Below are 18,986 nucleotides of genomic sequence, written 5' to 3'. Positions count from 1 at the left end.
ATTCCTCCTTCCAAAAAAGTTCTATTGTATTGAATATATGATAAAACGCCCTGCACGCCACTATACATGGCGTTATATCCAAAGTGAATTATTTTGACGGGGTGCTGTCGCTGGAGGCTGCAGCCTCTTTGCCGTAAGTGCCATAACCATAGCCGTACTGGCTATAGTATTTGCCATACTTTCCGTAGTATTTCTTGTATGCTCTCCCCGTTGTCTGGGCTCTGTTGAGTATGACTCCAAGCAGCGTACAACCTACCTGGTCAAGCTGCTGGAATGACTGTTTGATGAGACTTCTTGATGTCTCACCTGCTCTGACTACCAGAGCTGCGCCATCGCACAGTGATGCGATCTGAGCGGCATCCGCCACACTGCCAAGCGGTGGCGAGTCTATAATGACATACCTATATGTCCCTGCCAGCTTGTCAAGAAGCTCTGCAAATCTAGCATCCTCCAGAAGAGCCGATGGATTCTCCAGAAGGTTCATACAAGGTACGATGTATGCATTTTCTACCTGTGTTTCATAGATGACATCCTCCATCTCGGACTGTCCCGAAAGGAAATATCCAAGATCCGGAAGCTTGTCAGCATCCTTTATGTGATGTCTGTCCTTTATGACTGACTTACGAAGATCCACATCCACCAGCACTGCAGGGAATCCTGCCTCGGCGAGCATCTTCCACAGGTTGATCGCCACGCTGCTCTTGCCCTCATTTGGCATGCTGCTGGTTATGAGTATCTTTCTTGTGTTCTTGCCACAGAACTTTATGTTGATCCTGAGACGGTTCATCGCCTCCTCCACTGCATATGGGAGTTCCTGAAACTCTATGTTAAGCTTCTTCATGCTCTGACCCTCTCTTTCCTGTTGTGTTTCTTTCCAGGCTCTTCATCTGAATCGTCTGTTCTGAACTGGTCGCTCTCAGGTATTGTCGTGAGCGGTACTATTCCGAAATACTTCTCCATGTCGTCTGCTGAGTGGATCGTGTCATCCATCAGGTATCCCACAATGACGATCAGGCAGTAGATGAGTGCTCCAAGCAATGCACCTATGGCGGTGTACTTAAGGTAGCTTGGTCCGACCTTCTGGTCTGCTACCCTTGCAACCTGGGCTATGTTAGGTGCGCTTGTGCTCATGGTATCCGGTAGATACTCTATCGACACGTTTGCCAGTGTATTTGCAATGTCACATGCCTGCTGCTTGTCAGTGCTTGTGACCGTGATCTTCAGGACTCGTGTGTCTGAAGGATTCTCAAGGGTTATCATCTTGGCAAGCCCCTCTGAGTCCATATCAAGGCCGAGCTTTTCGATGACCTGGTCGAGAACCGGATAGCTGAGTATCAGGTCTTCGTAATCCTTGGTCAGGGATGAACCGATGTTCAGATCCTGGAGATTTACTATGGAATCATCTGATGCTGATACCACGTACAGCTTGGCTGTCGACTGGTATGTCGGCTTGATCAGGAAGTATGCAAATGCGTTGAACAGCACCGCACCGATCAGGAAGCACAGTATGATGTATGGGAGCTTCTCAAGAAGCGCCATTCCCATGTCCAGGAGATCGATCTCGTTTTCATCATCCTCTGTATTCTTGTATGTGTTCACTGCGGCTATCTGTGTGGTCTTATCCTGCACAGCAGCCATTTTCTTGTTGGAATTCATATATTCCCTCCATCCGTTTTTTGTATCTATATCCCCTGCATCAAATGTGTGATGCTAGTTATATTCCTTGTAGAACAGCTCTACGATTGCCTGCTGAAGGCTATCCGCATCTGGCTCCACCTCGACAAATCCGAGATCATCTACGGTCTCTGTTCCAGCTATCGACACCGTTCCGGCGTCCTTTTCCTTGAGAACAAGGAGTGCCAGCTTGGAGAACTTCTGTGAGCTGATGTCAGTCACCATGTAATCTCCCAGGGCGTCATATATGGTCAGTGGATATGTGTTATCCTCGCTGCACTTTGCCGCCAAATTCTCCTTGAGTCCTGCCTTGTACACCTCCTGACGCTTCATTCGCTGGGTGTTGGATTCATCTCCCACATCGAATCTGTCATGGATAAAATGTACTGCCTGCTCATCGGTCAGTGTGATGGTCTCTCCCTGCTTCATGGTCTTATCCACCTTGGAGAAATCATCCTCTATGGTAACCGTGACTCCGCCAGCCAGATTGTTGATGGTTCCTATGGCCCCCATATTCACCGCTGCGTATCCGTCTATCTTCTGGCCGCCAAGGAAGTTTGACACCGCCTTGACCACGTTCTCGCAGCTTATCTCCATTCCGTCACCATTCTCATGTGCCAGAGCAAGCTGTGCCGGGCTCGTTGCAACGTAAGTTCCGTCGGGATCCAGTGTATCCTGCTCCACTATGGTATTTCTGTCTATGCTCAGCGTCTTGTATGTTCCATCTGTCAGGTCTCTGACCATCAGCATGACCACATCGCATCGGCCTGCCCCCTCATAATCGGTGACTTTCTGAACCTTGCCCATGTTGTCGATTCCCATAAAAAGATATGTTTCTATATTCTTCTTGGGAACGTATTTAACTCCGTCCGCCTCGATCATGCCTTCGACCGCCTGTGTGCCCGATGCATTGTGTGATGCATTTCCTTTTGTCGGTCTGAGTGCTATCGCCAGTGCAATGCATACGACCAGTATGGCTGCAATCACAAGTCCAAGCTTCTTGTATATTCTCTTTTTTTCTGATAGTGTTCTGTTCCTGTATGACATATGTATCACCTCGTCGGAATGTAATGTGCTATCTCAGAACGTTCAGCATAAGCAGGTCTGTTCCCGCTGTAGGCCACTTCTTCTCGCACACAATAAGACCACACAGTATTATGAACAGCACAATACTGATGATTATCGCTGTCTTCTTAGACATGTTGTTGTCCTCCATCTATCTGTTTATCTTGTACATGTTTCGTTGTTATTGCTGATTATGGGTGTATCTGATGTTCTTTCAGGAGCTTTGTTCCGTAGCTGTCCATGTTCTCTAGGAATTCATGTCCCAGCTTCTTCTCCAGCACCTCGCGGCCAAGCCACAAGTTCGGCACCCTGTGATGCATACCATGGCAGTCGCTTCCTATGATGTGTACCTGTCCTTTCTTGAACATCTTGAGCATTTTGCCCTTCTGTCTGAAATCCAGAAGTGTCGCCGCATTCACCTGCACCGTAACTGGCAGTTCAAGGATCTGTCTCACATATGGCTTGTTGCCTGGTATCTGTAAGAATCGCTCTATATGAGCTAGTATGATATGGAAATGTCTCTTCTCAATTAAGTCTCGTACTTCCTGCACTACCGAATCACTCCATGTCACAAACGGCATCTCCAGCAACATGATATCAGTTCCTTCTACTTTTAGTGCGTCCGTTTTCTCCGCTCTGCTTATTCCTGCAAAAAACGCGACCTCTGCCCCCATTATAATCTGCGGTATGTCCATATTCTCAGCCATGACTTTATCATATGCTTTCTGTCTTGAATCAATGAACCTCTCCACAGTATTTGAATCAGCATAAAAGTGCGGCGTCGCTATCATAATATCAACGCCGTGCTCTTTGCACATCCGAAGCATGCCTATAGATGTCTCGACATTCCTGCTGCCGTCGTCTATACCCGGCAGTATGTGTGAATGAAAATCTATAACACCCATGTTTTCCTCCTGTTTTCTTTATAAAAAACTATAAATATTTATATAGGAAAATTCTTTATACATGCTCACCCCCTAATTTAACAGTTTCTTCACAATTTTTCAATTCCATTTGCGATTTAAAATCGACAAAAATCCTCGTTGATTTTTTGCTTAACTATACAATTTGTATAAACCACTTTATTTTCTTAATCCAATTTCTTCCATAATAAAAAAGCGGAATATGATATTTCATATCCCGCCGTGTCAATCTCTTCTTTATTCTATTATACATACATCTCCGAGCCGTTGCCCAGGCAGTATATTCCAAGCTGTCCGCCCTTGCCGCACCCGCAGTCGATGGCAACGTTGTTGTTCTTCTTAACGATCTTGCCCTCACCGCCGAGCTCTGTGGTTGGCACATGTCCAACGACGAGTGTTCTGTTCTTGTAATATGTCTTGTCCAGGTCTGCTGGCTCTGTGATGAAGTCCTCTGTGTCGTACTCATCCAGTTCCTTCTTCGGATCGAAGTTTCTTATTCCGGCGTGAACCAGCACAAATTTCTTTCTCGTCATCATCACTTCGAGGAACGCTTCCTCAGAAATCTCATCTATATACTCTATGACATCCTCACGCTCTTCATCGTCAAGCTGCAGGAACTCCTCCACCGCACCTGAGAGCTCTTCTCCAAGCATGGATGTTATCTTGTCTACCAGCATCTGTGGTGGCACCTCACCTGTGGACTGGATATGGTCATTCAGTGCCTTGAGTGCCTGTGTGATCTTGTACTCGTTCTCACCGACAACTGCGATGACATTATCTCTGCTCATCATATCCTGAAGTATCTTCATGGATCCGCCACCTGCTCCGATTATATTGCCAAGGACATACAGGACATCCTCGCCCTCAAGGGTGCTGATGACTGCCTCCTCGTTCATGATGTCCTCTTCCTTTATATCGTCAAGGTTCTGAAACTTGAGTTTCTTGAGTGCTCTCTTGTATGCCTCATAATCCCCGTTAATTCCTGAAATAGCATAAAACATGTCTATCATCCTCCTAAGTCTTTTCCTTCTGCCGACTGTGAGCCTGTCCGTTCACGTCCTGACTATTATAACATATTTTCCATATCCTGTAGATATGTATGCGTATTTTTTGAGGGAGGTTTTTCGACGTTTTACGAGCGTCTGCCAAGTTCCCAGAATGCCACGGCACTGGCTGCAGCCACATTCAGGCTGTCCACTCCGTGATACATTGGTATCTTCACTGTGTAGTCGCTGGAATCTATGGTCTCTGTCTTGAGGCCTTCTCCCTCGGTTCCCAGTATTACTGCAAGTCTGTCGATCTGCTTCAGCTCCGGGTCGTGTATGTCTATCGTGTCATTTCTTAGCGCCATGGATGCCGTCCTGAAGCCCATACTGTGAAGTTGTTCCATCCCAAACTCCGGCCATATGCCATGATCTGCTTTATTGTGTGCAAGACCCAGGGTGTCAAATGTAATATATGTCCACGGTATCTGGAACACCGTTCCCATGCTGACCCTTGCCGCCCTCCTGTAGAGCGGGTCACTGCAGCCCGGCGTGAGCAGTACAGCATCCATCCCAAGTGCCGCCGCACTTCTAAATATCGCTCCCACATTTGTCGGGTTCATCACTTCCTCAAGCACCGCTATTCTGGCTGCATGTTCACACACGCTCTCAACAGACGGCAGCTCTGCCCTCCTCATGGCGCACAGCATCCCCCTTGTCAGGGCAAATCCCGTGAGCTTCGTGAGGACATCAAATGGTGCTGTGTATATCGGTATATCTCCGCACCGCTTTATTATATCCGCGCACTGTCCTTCCACGTGCCTGTCTTCCAATAGAATGGACACTGGCTCGTAACCCGAATCCAGTGCCCTCTCTATGACCTTTGGACTCTCAGCTATGAACAGCCCGGAAGCCGGTTCATATATGTGCGCCAGTTGATTCTCTGACATGCGCGCATATATATCAAGCTCGGGTGCCGAAAGGTCGGTTATATTTATTATTCTCATATCTGTACCTTATCCAGTGCATTTTCAAGATCTGCTATTATGTCTTTTACATTCTCAATGCCCACCGACAGTCTCACAAGATCAGGACTTACTCCTGCCGCCAGAAGCTCCTCGTCATTCATCTGTCTGTGTGTAGCTGATGCAGGATGAAGAACGCATGTATGTGCATCCGCCACATGTGTTGCTATCATCGCAACCTTGAGTTCCTTCATGAAGGCCTCCGCAGCAGCTCTTCCTCCCTTGACGCCAAATGACACAACTCCACATGTGCCGTCCGGCATATACTTCTTAGCACGCTCGTAATACTTGCTGCTCTCAAGTCCAGGATAATTTACCCAAGCTATCTTATCGTGTGCCTCGAGGAACTTCGCAACCGCCAGTGCGTTCTCACAGTGACGTGGCATACGCACGTGAAGCGACTCCAGTCCAAGATTGAGCATGTACGAATTCATAGGTGCAGGTATCGGGCCAAGATCTCTCATAAGCTGTGCCACGATCTTGTTGATATATGCGCCGCCCTGGCCGAACTTCTCTGCGTATACCACTCCGTGATATGACTCATCAGGTGTGGTGAGTCCTGGGAACTTGTCTGCGTGTGCCATCCAGTCGAATTTGCCTGAATCCACGATCGCCCCACCCACGGTTGCATCATGTCCGTCCATGTACTTCGTGGTGGAGTGTGTGACTATGTCTGCGCCCCACTCTATAGGTCTGCAGTTGATCGGTGTGGCAAATGTGTTGTCCACGATGAGTGGTACTCCGTGTGCATGTGCCGCATTTGCAAATCTCTCTATATCGAATACTATGAGTGCCGGATTGGCTATGGTCTCGCCAAACACGGCCTTGGTGTTCGGTCTGAACGCTGCCTCAAGTTCCTCGTCCGAGCAGTCAGGATCCACAAATGTGAATTCCACACCCATTCTCTTCATGGTCACGGCAAAAAGGTTGAAGCTTCCTCCGTATATGGTGGATGATGCCACAACGTGATCTCCCACTCCGGCAATGTTGAATACCGAGAAGAATGTTGCTGCCTGTCCTGACGATGTGAGCACTGCTGCCGATCCCCCCTCCAGGGCACATATCTTGGCTGCCACATAGTCATTTGTCGGATTTGCAAGTCTGGTGTAGAAATATCCGCTCTCCTCAAGGTCAAACAGCTTACCCATATCCTCGCTCGTGTCGTACTTGAACGTTGTGCTCTGTACGATCGGTATCATTCTTGACTCCCCATTCTTAGGCTGGTATCCAGCCTGTATACACATAGTCTCTCTTTCCATTATCCTTTATACTCCTTTGAATTAATAGCGCTCTACTACCTTGCGCTCTATATTCTCATTGTTCAAAATGAACATGTATCTTCCATTCACCAGACGTATGTCCTGCTCTGCCGCGGATATATCTATGTTCAGTGAATTCCTGACAACCACATTCAGATCTGCATTATTGCTGGACAGCATGCCTGTGCCGTCTCTGCTTCCAAGTGCGAAGCACGCCTCGCCCTGAACCGCCAGCCTTGAGTTGGCGTCCGTCATGCGTATGTCTGCTATTCCATGGTCAGATCCCATGGCTATGCACGAATTGCCCTTAAGGTTCATGTCCACATGTGCTCTGCTTATATCTACGCTGCATCCATCTCCGTCCAGGGTTCCGACCGCCACGTATCTGTTGCCCGATCCTCTGAGCGATATGGATGTGTTCTTTATCGCGATATCTGCGTGCTGGCTCACCGAGCCGATGGCGACTCCATTTGCAGCCTCATAGGTTATGTCTATGTCCGCCTGCAGGAGATTCAGATTCACCGGGGTGCTTATGCTTCCAATAGCAACTCCGTTCTCGCCGTTGATATACAGGTCGTATCGGCCCTTCTCTATACGTATATCTCCTCCGAGTCCGGCGCCTATTGCCACTCCGTTCACACCGTTTGTTTCTATATTAATGGCGCCCTCCTGCTTGAACTTCATGACTCCATGCTTTGAATGAATGTCATTGCCTATTCCGTAATAGCTGTTACCGTTGACGCGGACCATTATATCACCATCTCCGATAAATGTCACTCTGGACGACTCCGGTATCTTTATTCCGCCATTCCTGCAGAAATTCTTACCCTCAAGCACGATGTGCAGATCCGTATTCTCACCGCAGTCTATACAAGGCTTGTCGCGGTCGCCCGAGAAGCTTACGTTCTGCAGCACTATGGTTCCGGTGAAACCATCCTTTATCTTGAGTGTCATATTTGACTTGAAGCCCTGTGCGCCGACTATGCGGACATTGTTGTCGCCACCGGCTCTCTGTGCCACAACTATCTCCCTGATTCCCTGGGATGCGAGCTTCAGAAGTGATGCATTTCTCTCATGCTCCATGACAAATATGCTGCTGTTCTCAGCCACCTCTTCCTGTTGGTTGTACTGAACTATCTCATTCACAACCTGTGGGGATATGAGCTGTACTACCTCCGCGTTCGGATGGGCGGTATAGTATCCCTGAATGAGATCCGCACCGAGCTGGATGACGGTCTTCATCTCCTTCGTGGTCTCAACGCCCTCCGCCAGCGCCTTGATGTCGTTGGTCGAGGTGAATTCTATTATATCCTTGACGAAATGCTGTCTGTGTGGGTCTGCATCGATCCCTGTCAGAAGCATTCTGTCTATCTTCACATACTCAGGCATATACCTGAGAAGATTGTTTACATTTGAATAGCCTGCGCCGTAGTCGTCTATAGCGATCTCCATGCCATTTCCTCTGAGGAATGCCTCGAGATCATTCAGTTCCGCATCCGACAGCTCTGCTCCCTCGGTAAATTCTATGACTATGCCTGCACACTGGAGCATCTTCACCTTTGAAAGGAATTCTTTTCTGTCCTGTGCGTTGAGCATATGCCCCGGCATGCTGTTGATAAATACCTTCTTGCCCCTGAACATCTCAGGATTCGATGCCACGATCTCCACGACGTTGAACAGTGTGAGTTTTTCCACATCGTACAGTCTGTTCAGTCTCTCTGCACTCTCCAGAAGCTCAGGGGGTGACATTCTCATAGGAACCAGTATCCTCATAAGTGCCTCGTATGCAAATATGCCTCCGTCACGGGCACTTACTATAGGCTGGAAATGATATGTGAGCATGTTGTTGTCCAGTATCATAGCTACTATCTCATCTCTCTCCAGATCCCTGTTCGTTATCGTCGCTTTGTTGCGTCCCTTGGCATTGTTCTGTTCTTTTATGCGGTTCTTCTGGTTGACCGTATCGTTGATGAGGGTCTCCAGCTCGGCAGATGACTTGACCAGAGCCTTCTTACATCCGTAATATATACCGAGCTCGTAATCGTCCTTTCCGCCACTGTTTGCCGCCTCAAGCTTCTTCTTGAGTTCCTCGGCTATATATTCTCCCCTTGAGATATCGCCACTCTTTGCCACTGTGGCTATGACGAACTCGTCATTTCCCATCCTCATGGATATCTCGTATGGGGTAAGTATCTCATTTATCGACTGGGCAACATAGCTTAGGACTCTGTCACCCTCTGTTCTTCCGTAATTGCTGTTTATCTGGCGTGTATTCTTCAGATCCACCGCCAACACAAGTATCTCAGACTTCTCTTCAGCGGCCTGGATTATCATGTCATTTGCCCTGCCTATGAAGCCTCTGTAGTTGTACATTCCGGTGAGACCGTCTCTTATCTGATCCGCCTCAAGCTTGTTTAGAAGTACATTGAGTCCCTGATGTCTTGCAAATGACTCCATGTCCCTGGCAACCGTCTTGATCCAGGATCTGTATACATCTTCGTACACCCTCGGCTCTGCACCGTAGTTCACCACTGCATAGCCAAAGCTTCTGTCCTGGAAGAACAATGGTGTAAATATGAACGCTGTAGGATAATCCCTGTCCTCGTACAGCTCCGGCAACAGCTTCGCAGACTCGAATACGTCGTCGTAGCGTATGTGTCTCTCTTCTTTTTCATCCGGGCCGCACTTTATCAGTCTGTATACATGATCTGTGTAACCATGGCGAAGTGCCTCATCACCGGTCATGACCTCCGGATTTCTCCAGTAGTCGTTCAGGCACAGATGGAAGCTCTCAAATGGTCTTATCTGGTACACGTATTCCGACACGGTGTCAAAGAATGACTCCACGCTCGTCTGCGCCACAAGGTCATCCGCCATGTTGTTGAAGCAAGAGTAGAAGCCGGTCTCTGAGAGGTCTGTCTCCCATTTGTCTCTTCTGATCCTGACTGTCTCTCGTTCCCAGCCCTCACAGCCACAGGTTCCACCTATGTACAGCTCCACATTGGACTTGAATTCCGGTACGTCATGTCCGTTGAGCTTTGCATCTATATATTTCATACAGTAGTGCCCGCAGTCATCCGCCGGTATGTCCGCAGATGTGATCGGAACAGGACTGTTTCTTCCGTCTTCTATGGAGTCATAGCCCACCACGGCTATGTCCTCGGGAACTCTTATTCCATATCTGTCAAATGCGGTGCACACTCCGATGGCCATACAGTCATTTGCACATACGATGGCATCCGGCAGATGCTCCATATCCTTCACAAGCTCGTCCACCATGTAGTCGCCGCTGTCGTACCAGTATGTTCCATAATATATCATGTCGTCCGTAACCGGCAGGTTGTGCGCCTTCATGCTGTCTATGTAACCGGCGAGTCGCTGCTTGGAGTGTATGTGCTCCTTGAGTCCGCCCAGGAAATATATGTTCTTGTGGCCGTGAACCTCTATAAGGTGATCCACGAGTTTTACTATAGGGGTATAATGATCCATCATGACCGTTGGGAATATGTTATTCTCTTTGTCGACTACCACTACCACACCATTTGCAAATTCTGACTGCAGGCGCTTCTCCAGCTTTTCTACGACTCCCGGAGTCTGTATGGTGTCCTGACACAATACCACAGCATCAAAAAGGTTAAAATTAATAAGGTTGTAGATGTTTGAATCTCCAACCTCCCTGTCTGTTGAATCCTGGTACTTCAAAAACATGGAAAATATGCAGACATCGTAATTCATATCATATGCCTGCTTCAGAAATCCCTGCATGAAGCGATTCTGTGTACTCTCTTCAACCTGTGCTGTTATAACGCATATTCTCTTCCTGTTGCTCATCTGATCATCCCCAACTGCATTTTTTAAACATTCTTTATGCAATTATATCATGTTTGCAGGCTAAAAAAAACCTTATTTATGCAATTTGACAAATGCCATAGTTTCTATCTACATTTTTAGTCTATTTTTCACCTCAAGCGCCGTGCGAGTGGTTGCAAGGCCTCCACGCGCAGTCTCCTTCAGTGTATCGGACATGTCTGCACCGATACACACCTTCACCCCCTGCCGTGTGTGAGCTCGACGGTCCAACCATTACAGGCCCCATTATGTCAAATATATTCATACTGTGTTTTCTCCTCCGATTTACGCAGGCACATCTTAACTGCCTTTTTTCTTTTTCTGCCCGAAAAAGCAGGAAAGCGTACAAAATCCAAAAATCTTGTACGCTTTCTATTATTTTGGACTATATCCAGGAAATTTTTTTCGCAAACCCGCTTACTCTGCCTTGAGCACATAGAGTCTGGAATCATAGTCTCCGCAAGGCATATCCTCTCCGACTATCTCTCCCGCCGATGTGTCGCTGGTGATGAGTCCGAGGTTCATCAGCTCATCGCCATAGCATGAAGGGCCTGCGATGACATTGACTGCAGAATCCTCTCCTTTGTCTCCTGACACTTTCTCATATATCAGCTTTCCATCCGGTGTCTTGCTCACTGTGAGTGCCTGTCCTCCGAGCACATTGCAGCTATATAACGCATCCGGATCAAGACCGTGAAGCTTCATTCTTGTGAAACATTTGTTAGGTGTGTAGAGCGTTCTGAACCACGCAACTATGGCGGTCTTCTTATCGTCTGACACGACCATCCAGCCGCACTCCTCATCTTCAAATGGACTTGCAAGTCTGTAGAATGTTCCGTACTGGATCAGCTCACGGTATACCTTCATGAACCTGACCTGCTCCTTGACTTCCTCTATCTCATCAGCGGTAAGCTTGCCTAGATCCAGCTCATAGCCAAATGTTCCGAAGTATGCAGCATTTGCACGGGTTCTCAGCGGAGCCTCTCGCCTTGTCTGGTGATTTGGCACAACCGACACGTGGCTTCCCATGCTGCTGATCGGGTAACACATGGACGTTCCATACTGGATCTTGACTCTCTCTATGGCATCCGTGTCATCGCTTGTCCAGCCCTGTGGTGCATAGTAGAGGATACCCGGATCAAAACGTCCGCCGCCGCTGGCACATGACTCAAAGAGTACATGTGGAAATGTGCTCGTAAGTCTCTCATACAGATCGTACACACCAAGTATGTATCTGTGGAACACCTCGCCCTGTCTGTCAGCCGGAAGAGCCGCACTATAACACTCGGTGATACTTCTGTTCATATCCCACTTCACATATGACACCTTTGCCGTGCTGAGTATCTTTGCCATCATCTCATATATTCTGTCAACGACCTCTTTTCTGGAGAAATCCAGAACGTACTGGAATCTTCCGTGTGAGTCATGTCTTCCTGGAACTGAAAGTATCCAGTCTGGGTGCTCTCTGTAGAGGTCTGAGTCTTTATTTGTCATCTCAGGCTCGAACCACAGTCCGAACTTCAGACCTACCTTCTCTATATCCTCTGCAATTCCTGTGATTCCCTCCGGGAGTCTGTCTGGATTTGCAACCCAGTCTCCAAGACCTGCATGGTCTGTGGTTCTGGCTCCAAACCAGCCGTCGTCAAGGACAAACAGCTCAACTCCGCACTCCTTTGCCTTCTGTGCGATGGCTATGAGCTTCTCTCTGGTGAAATCAAAATATGTAGCCTCCCAGTTGTTGATGAGAATCGGTCTTGGCTTGTCTCTCCACTCGCCTCTCGCAAGTCTCTTCTGGTACAGCTTGTGGAATGTCTGGCTCATCTTGTTGAGTCCCTGGTCTGAATACACAATAACTGCCTCAGGAGTCTGGAAATGCTCTCCTACATCGAGCTTCCAGTCAAATGTATCCGGATTTATTCCGGCCAGAATACGGGCTGTATTTCTCGTGTCAACCTCAGCCTGTATCTTAAAATTGCCGCTATATACAAGGCTTATTCCAATCGCCTCTCCCTGGTTCTCGTCCGTTGTCTCTCTCTTCAATGCGATGAACGGATTGTGCTCATGGGATGAATGACCACGGTTGCTGCCTATCGACTGTAAGCCCTGCTCGAGGTCTCTTGTTATTATGTGGCGCTCCCTTGCCCATGCGCCCGAGAGCTGCATCCACTGGTAATCAGGATCAGGGAGATCCAGGCACATGCTGTAAGCAGTGGTGAGATGTACCGCCTCTGTGCCTTCATTTACATACTCTACGCTCTTTGCTATGACTGGTCTGTCGCTCCATATTGTATAAAGCATTCTCGCCTTTATGCCTGTGAGTGAATCCTTCAATGTGACGATCAATGTCTCTGCCTCGTCATCATTCTCTGTGTATGTTGCCGGCAGTGCCTCAAGCTTTGGCTTGCCCGCATTTACCTCATGTGATACATATACAAAATCTGATATCCTGCTGCCATTTGACTGAAGTACCTCAACCATCGGTGCTCTGTAGTCTGTGGTTCCGTACACAGGAAGCTCCTGCTTCACTGACTCAAGTGAGAACAGTCTGTCATCGTCATATACATACTGGAACATAGGTCTCTGGACGAGCTCCAACAGATGTGAGAAATCCTCTCTGTCCCTTATCGCCTTACCATAGTACAGATTTCCCAGATGTCCGTTCGGGAGCACCGTCATGATGTAGCTTATCTCACCATTTGTAAGGTGAAATGTCTGTGTCTCTTCGTGAAATATAATACCCATAAGTGTATCTCCTTTTCTCCATTTATTTGTCTGAGCAGACAACTTCACAACGTCCCCCTGCTCTAAAATCACTTTTCAACTTGCTTTTATTACCGTTATTTTAATATTTAGAGATTCGTTTTTATATGGAAAAAAGTTGACCAAATATGGTACCGATGATGGTTAAGTGGGGGGATTATTCTGAACTGTGAATACGCTTTGAACATTAAGACATATCTTGCATTTAATGATCCATTCACTTTGTCTATAGATTTGAGCAAAGTATCCCAAAAGTATACAGGCAATGAAAAAAGCCTGAATACTGATACCAGACCAACTGTAATTTTCAATCAGTCTCCACCAATATTCAGGCTTTTTCTGCCAGCTCCGGCCTACACCGCGTACACCACAGTCTCATAAGGTCTGAGCGTACCATCATAATCCGCATAATTACCCATAAGCACATCCGCAGTCTCAGGAATTGCATAGCCCACATCCTTACCGGTCATGTTGACAACAACATATACCGATCTGTCTGCGCTTTCTGCATTTGCTCCAGTTCCACATGCACACTCAATCTGAACCGGCTTGCGCCTGTACACTATGATTCCTGCATTATCCGTCTCCACATCCTCCAGGTCTCCGTAGATGAGAGTCTGTGTGTACTCTGAGTGATTTCTGAGCTGTATCATCGCCTTATAAAAGTTAAGCACAGAATCCTTATCAACGCTCTCAAGCTCCACCGTCTGGAGGTCACACTGATTGTTGCATGCCAGCCATGGCTCATGCGCTGAAAATCCAAAGTTTTTTTCGCTGTTCCACTGCATTGGAAGTCTTGACTGGTCGCGGCTCCTTATATTTACGGATTTCATCGCCTCAGTCTCACTGTATCCGGCTTCAAGGCATCTCGCATACTGTCCCTTGGAATTGATATCGTCGAGCTCATCTATATTGTCAAAATGAGTGTTGATCATTCCAAGCTCCTGTCCCTGATATACAAATGGCGTACCCTTCAGGAAGAAGAACAACGCACCAAGCGCCTTTGCCATTTGTGTTCTGTATTCAGGAATATCACCGGCTGGGAAGTACTTGCCTATACTTCTAGGCTGATCGTGGTTTTCCAGGTAGTTTGCTGCCCATCCGATCTTTTTCACAAGTCTCTGATTGGTGAACAGCTTGTCCTTGAACTCCTCTATCGTCCAGTCTCTCTGGTGCAGCCAGAGATCGCCCGGATTGATATCTATGTCTGTGTAACTAAAGTCAAATATCATGGAGAAATGTCCATCTCTCCCAATGTATCTGTCCAAATCCTCATTTGGAACTCCAGGAGTCTCTGCGACAGTCACAAAGTCTCCTCTGCCATATGTGTTGAGTTTTAACTCGTGAAGAAACTCATCTATTCCCGGCCTGTTGAGGCAGCATTTTCCAACATCGCATCTGCCGTCCTCGCCGTCTGACGGCATAGGCGGGAATGAGAGGTCTTTCTTGATAAATGTGATGGCATCCATTCGGAATCCTGAAACTCCCTTGTCAAGCCACCAATTCATCATGTCGTAGAGCTCTTGTCTCATCTCCTCACATTCCCAGTTGAGATCCGGCTGCTCCTTCGCAAATGAATGGAAATACCAGCTGCCATCCTCAATCTGTGTCCATGTGCTTCCACCGAAGTTGGATCTGAGATCTGCAAGTCCATCTATGTTGTCCTTAAATATATAGTAATTTCTGTATTTGCTGTGTCTGTCCCGGCACGCCTCCTGGAACCATCTGTGCTGGTCTGATGTGTGATTGATGACCATGTCCATGATGATCTTGATGCCATTTTCATTTGCACATCTTATAAGTTCATCCGCATCCTCTATGGTTCCAAACTCAGGATTCACATCGTAGTAATCCGATATGTCATATCCGTTGTCCTTCATAGGCGACTTGAAGAATGGACATATCCACACAGCGGTCACACCAAGTTCTTTGAGGTACGGCAATTTCTCGGTTATTCCCTTCAGATCTCCTATGCCATCTCCGTTGCTGTCATAGAAACTTCTAGGGTATATCTGGTAAAATACCGCCTCTTTCCACCATTTTCTGTCCATATTTTATGTTTATCCTTTCACAGCTCCGGCTGAAATTCCCTCGATGATATTCTTCTGAAGTATGATGAATATGATCACGATAGGGATGATGCAAAGAAGTACCGCAGGGAAAATGAGCTCCCAAGGATTTCCGTACTGTCCTGACAGACTCTTTGCATAGTATAAGCTCAGCGTGAGCGTCTTTTTGTCGTTATTTCCTATTACGAGGAATGGAAGAAGGTAATCGTTCCATATCCACACTGCATTTGTGATGACAACTGTCATGGTCGTCGGCTTTAAGAGCGGCATGACCACATATCTGTATATCTGGAATATATTTGCTCCATCGAGCATTGCTGCCTCCTCGAGTGACAGTGGGATGCTCTTGATGAAGCCTCTGTACAGCAGAACCGACATACTGATTCCAAATCCTCCATACATGAGGATCAGACCTGGTGTATTCTTGAGTCCCAGCTTGTCCATCAGTGATACAAGTGGGTACATAACTGACTGGAAAGGTATGAGCATGGCTGCTGTGTACGCGATGAAGAGTATATTTGCCATTTTGGAATCTGCTCTGGCAATTGCCCATGCGGCAAATGAAGATATGACCACGATAAGTGCCACAGCCGCAACTGTTATGAGTACTGTCTGAAGCAGGCTGCTGCCGAGATTTATCTGCTCAGCCGCATTCTTCAGATAGTCCAGATTCCATGACTTCGGGAGAGCTATTGGAGATGCTACTATCTCCTGCTGTCCCTTGAATGAATTGACGATCAGGAACCATATTGGGAATATGGTCACGATTGCCAATACAGCGAGTATAACCACTATGACTGCTCTTTTGATCTTGCCTCTTACTCCCATTATGATTCGATCTCCTTTCTCTTAGTGATCATTACCTGAGCTATAGATATAACTGCAATGATTACGAAGAATATAACTGCCTGTGCCTGTGCCTCTCCGTATGCTGGAGGAGAGCTCTCTCTTACTGTTTTCAGTATCATGTAGGATATCATGGTCGTTCCGAAATTGCCCTCTGTCAGTGAAACATTGAGGTCGAGCATCTTGAAGCTGTTTGCCAGTGACATGAAGAGAACTATCGTAAATGAAGGCATGAGAAGCGGAAGTGTGATCTTCCTGAAGCTTGTCCAGCCTGTGGCTCCATCTATTCTGGCAGCCTCATAAATATCCTCAGAAATATTGTTGAGTCCGTTGAGGTAGATTATCAGATAGTAACCTGCAACCTGCCACACACCAACGATTGCATATGCCAGAAGTGCTTTCCACTGATTTTGAAGCATGTTGTTGAGCACCTCTACGTGTACCACACCGTCTGTTCCGAACAGTGTCTGTGAAAATACATTTTCAAATATGAAACGCCATACATAACCCATGGCAAGCATTCCAAGTACATATGGAAGGAACAGTACCGTTCTGAAAAGTCCCTTGCCCTTGGTAAGCTTCTTGATCATCAGTGCCAGAAGAAGACTGACAACATTCTGTGCTATTACTGCGAGTACAGCATATATGGCCGTGTATCCAAGTGACTGAAGAAAATCCTTCGACTTGAATATGCTTGTATAATTCTTAAGTCCCACCAGTGCATTCCACCAGTGCTCCCCACCTACGAAGTATGAACCTCTCCACTCAGTGAAGGAGTAAATCACACCCTCTATAAAAGGAACTATGATAATCAGCAGAAACAACACTATAGAAGGCAGAACCATCAGCCAGAATTTTCTCTTGTAAAATCTTTTCATAGTTTTTCCTTTCCTACATTGAACACCAGCCATACAAAATTTGCCTTCGGCAAATGGCTGGCGCTACATGTCAGGTTTTCATAGAAAACCTGACACATCCCATTGAACACCGATTACTCCTTGATGCTGTCCTTCCACTTTGTCAGTGCATCTTCCACGCCTGTTCTTATAGTGTTCTCATCCCACTGATCAGGATTTGTAAACAACTGCTCCTGAATAGTTGCACCGATGGTATTGAGTCCCCATGACTCAGGGAATGCATCGAAGTCATTGCCCATTACAAGGTCATTGCTCATATAGTATACAAGTGAATTGCTGAGAGGATTCTCAAGCTTCTCGCTCTCGTCTGCGTTGAATGGGACAAATGCAAATTTGTTGGTGATGTAATCTTTTCCTGTATCTGATGTGTAGAGCCATACAAGGAAGTCCTCAGCGGCTTTCTGCTCCTCTTCGGAATCCTTCTTGTTGATAACGTAATACTGTGAAACGAACTCAGGGATTGAGCTGTTCATCTTGTCAACTGTAACGCCCTCAGCTGAGATGTCACTCTGCTCAAGGTTAACCTTCATTGGGAGCATTGTGAGTCTTGATGCCTTGTCTGCATCCACACCTGCGATGGTTCCGTATACCCAGTTACCCTGCTTGATGAACATTGCCTTACCCTCGGCAAATGTCTGAACTGCCTGATCATATCCTGTCACTGTTGAGTTGATGTACTCTGATCCACGCTCTACCTTGCCGCTTGGTCCTGCTGTGTAGCTTGAAAGCATGTCAAGCTCCTGAACCATCTTTACAAGTGGCTCCTCAAGCTTATCAACATCTTCCTTTGTAGCTGCTGCCGTTGTATTGTAGTTAGGGAACACTGCATTCAGTGCGTAGTTTGTATAGTGGTTTGCATATGTCCACTTCTCAGCGCCTGCGATTGCAAACACTCCGTTCATGTTCTCTGTTGTGGCTGTCTTGTCCTTTGCCGTGGTGTATGCATTGCCTGAAAGTGTAACCTTCTCGCCACCCTTGCCGTTTATGTAATCATCAATTGCCTTGATCATGCCTGTGAACTCTTCATAATTGGCACTTCTGTAATCAGCGACAAATGCGTCTGCGTTGTCAAGTCCAAATACATCACATATCATCTGTGTATCTGCGATAAGTCCGTAACCCTCTACGTTGTAAGGGATTCCGCAGCTTGCTCCGCTCTCATCTGCGAGCTGCATGCTCTCTGGAATTGAATCGTAGATTGACTTTAACTCCTCATTCTTTACTGATGTTGATGGAAGTACAAATCCGCCCTCATTCCACTCTGTGAACTGTGCCTGGTTTATCGCGTACAGTGTAGGATAGTTCTTGGAATTCATCTCTGATCTGAGTGTCTCCATGGCCTCCTGTGTACCACATGTGTAAACCTTAACCTTAACTCCTGTCTCTGTCTCATAATCCTTGCACAGATCCTGGATGCTGTCTGCAATCTCAGACTTTGTGTTGTAAATATACAGATCGTAATCCTTCTTTGCTGAACCACATCCTGTCATAGATGCAAGTCCCAGCATCATAGCTGCTGAAAGCGCACATGCTACTAATTTCTTTGCTCTCATAACCTTTTCTCCTTTTCTTGCTTTGAATTTTCCCTCTTGTTAATTCTCGCTATCATTCATATT

The 18,986-nt window shown here is 47.0% G+C and carries 14 protein-coding genes; all 14 read right to left on the bottom strand.

The features are described from left to right. Positions 1–88 precede the first annotated feature (88 nt). Positions 89–841 carry a CpsD/CapB family tyrosine-protein kinase gene (locus DWX57_RS08750; RefSeq protein ID WP_120123700.1) on the bottom strand — a complete coding sequence of 251 codons (753 nt, stop codon included), beginning with the start codon at positions 839–841 and terminating at the stop codon, positions 89–91. Further along, a complete protein-coding gene (locus DWX57_RS08745) occupies positions 838–1,656 on the bottom strand; it encodes a YveK family protein (RefSeq protein WP_118016842.1) in 819 nt (272 codons plus the stop codon). Before DWX57_RS08745 ends, DWX57_RS08750 begins: the two co-directional genes overlap by 4 nt. A gap of 54 nt (positions 1,657–1,710) precedes the next feature. Then, positions 1,711–2,721 (bottom strand): LCP family protein, encoded by a 1,011-nt coding sequence (locus tag DWX57_RS08740; RefSeq protein ID WP_120123697.1) that lies wholly within the window; start codon positions 2,719–2,721, stop codon positions 1,711–1,713. Positions 2,722–2,749: 28 nt separating this feature from the next. After that, on the bottom strand, positions 2,750–2,875 hold the full coding sequence (locus DWX57_RS14540; RefSeq protein WP_015534756.1) for a hypothetical protein: 126 nt from the start codon (positions 2,873–2,875) through the stop codon (positions 2,750–2,752). Positions 2,876–2,930: 55 nt separating this feature from the next. Then, a complete protein-coding gene (locus DWX57_RS08735; protein ID WP_118016843.1) occupies positions 2,931–3,644 on the bottom strand; it encodes a CpsB/CapC family capsule biosynthesis tyrosine phosphatase in 714 nt (237 codons plus the stop codon). Between the two features lie 263 nt (positions 3,645–3,907). After that, a complete protein-coding gene (locus tag DWX57_RS08730) occupies positions 3,908–4,663 on the bottom strand; it encodes a hypothetical protein (RefSeq protein WP_120123695.1) in 756 nt (251 codons plus the stop codon). Between the two features lie 131 nt (positions 4,664–4,794). Then, entirely contained in the window at positions 4,795–5,652 is an 858-nt protein-coding gene (locus DWX57_RS08725; RefSeq protein WP_118758456.1) for a TrmH family RNA methyltransferase, read from the bottom strand. Continuing rightward, a complete protein-coding gene (locus tag DWX57_RS08720; protein WP_015534752.1) occupies positions 5,649–6,929 on the bottom strand; it encodes an O-acetylhomoserine aminocarboxypropyltransferase/cysteine synthase family protein in 1,281 nt (426 codons plus the stop codon). Before DWX57_RS08720 ends, DWX57_RS08725 begins: the two co-directional genes overlap by 4 nt. A gap of 21 nt (positions 6,930–6,950) precedes the next feature. After that, positions 6,951–10,760: an EAL domain-containing protein gene (locus DWX57_RS08715; RefSeq protein WP_117550416.1), complete on the bottom strand. Its 3,810-nt coding sequence runs from the start codon at positions 10,758–10,760 to the stop codon at positions 6,951–6,953. Between the two features lie 435 nt (positions 10,761–11,195). After that, positions 11,196–13,520 carry an alpha-galactosidase gene (locus DWX57_RS08710; RefSeq protein ID WP_118758457.1) on the bottom strand — a complete coding sequence of 775 codons (2,325 nt, stop codon included), beginning with the start codon at positions 13,518–13,520 and terminating at the stop codon, positions 11,196–11,198. Between the two features lie 371 nt (positions 13,521–13,891). Further along, on the bottom strand, positions 13,892–15,589 hold the full coding sequence (locus DWX57_RS08705) for an alpha-glucosidase (protein WP_120123693.1): 1,698 nt from the start codon (positions 15,587–15,589) through the stop codon (positions 13,892–13,894). A gap of 9 nt (positions 15,590–15,598) precedes the next feature. After that, positions 15,599–16,435 (bottom strand): carbohydrate ABC transporter permease, encoded by an 837-nt coding sequence (locus DWX57_RS08700; RefSeq protein WP_120123691.1) that lies wholly within the window; start codon positions 16,433–16,435, stop codon positions 15,599–15,601. Further along, a complete protein-coding gene (locus DWX57_RS08695; protein WP_120123688.1) occupies positions 16,435–17,331 on the bottom strand; it encodes a carbohydrate ABC transporter permease in 897 nt (298 codons plus the stop codon). Before DWX57_RS08695 ends, DWX57_RS08700 begins: the two co-directional genes overlap by 1 nt. 113 nt (positions 17,332–17,444) lie before the next feature. After that, positions 17,445–18,923 carry an ABC transporter substrate-binding protein gene (locus DWX57_RS08690; RefSeq protein WP_118758460.1) on the bottom strand — a complete coding sequence of 493 codons (1,479 nt, stop codon included), beginning with the start codon at positions 18,921–18,923 and terminating at the stop codon, positions 17,445–17,447. Positions 18,924–18,986: the final 63 nt, after the last annotated feature.

The sequence above is a fragment of the Coprococcus sp. AF19-8AC genome, from assembly GCF_003603115.1.
Classification (GTDB): domain Bacteria; phylum Bacillota; class Clostridia; order Lachnospirales; family Lachnospiraceae; genus Coprococcus; species Coprococcus aceti.
The sequence above is the reverse complement of the archived record's forward strand: the minus strand, read 5'-3'. Positions and strand labels throughout refer to the sequence as shown.